Origin of the sequence: Streptomyces murinus (assembly GCF_002154555.1) — a bacterium.
Lineage (GTDB): Bacteria > Actinomycetota > Actinomycetes > Streptomycetales > Streptomycetaceae > Streptomyces > Streptomyces murinus.
The window spans coordinates 1-704 of the sequence record NZ_MUNF01001055.1 but is presented as its reverse complement, the minus strand read 5'-3'; the positions used below and the strand labels follow the sequence as shown (position 1 = coordinate 704).

Genomic DNA, 704 nt, shown 5'->3' with positions numbered 1-704 from the left:
GCCCCGGCACCGGTGCCTCGCGCACGGTGGACACGGCAGGGCGGACATGGCCCTGCCGGAGGCGCCGTGCCCTGACCGGTGACACGGTTGCCCCGGGCGACGACGATCGCGCCGGGCCGACCGCCCGTCAAGGTGTCGCGCAAACTCTTTCCGGAACTTGCGGAAAGCCCATTCAGTACCGCTCCGCCTTCGCCACCTCCGGCTTCAGGATCGGCTGCGGCGGCTGGTGGCTGATGGCGTAGGGGTGGACCGTCTGTCCGGGACGGACGTTCTCCGCGCCGACGTAGCGGGTCTCCACGACCTTGCCGTTCGGGTCGCGGAAGTCGACCTGCACAGCGAAGTTGGCCGTCTTGTCCGTGGAGTTGTGGATGTTGACGTGGGCGGCCTGGAGGTCGTTCACCTGGGCGCGGGGGATGCCGCTCAGCGAGACGTCGGAGGCGGCGTTGCCCCGGCCCTGGACGTTCGCCAGCCGCTTGTGGGCCTCCTGGTTCGCCCGTTCGGCCGCCGCCGAGACCGAGGCCTCGAACTCGTCGGCCCGCGCGGAGGCGGAGGAGGCCGCGGCGGAGGCGGAGGCGCGGGCCGAGGCGACGGCGGAGGAGGCGGCGCTGTGCGCGGTGCTGCTGTTCACGATGACCAGCCGGGTGATCAGACCGCAGTACAGGGTCTGGCTGATCGGGCTCGCCGCGGTGTGCCTGGTCTCGCGG

General features: G+C 72.0%; 1 protein-coding gene. It reads right to left on the bottom strand.

Features of this window, described 5'->3' with window-relative positions; genetic code table 11:
* Positions 1–172 precede the first annotated feature (172 nt).
* Positions 173–704, bottom strand: a 532-nt coding sequence (locus CCN72_RS39470) for a hypothetical protein (protein ID WP_158101485.1), incomplete at its 5' end; no start/stop codon positions are given.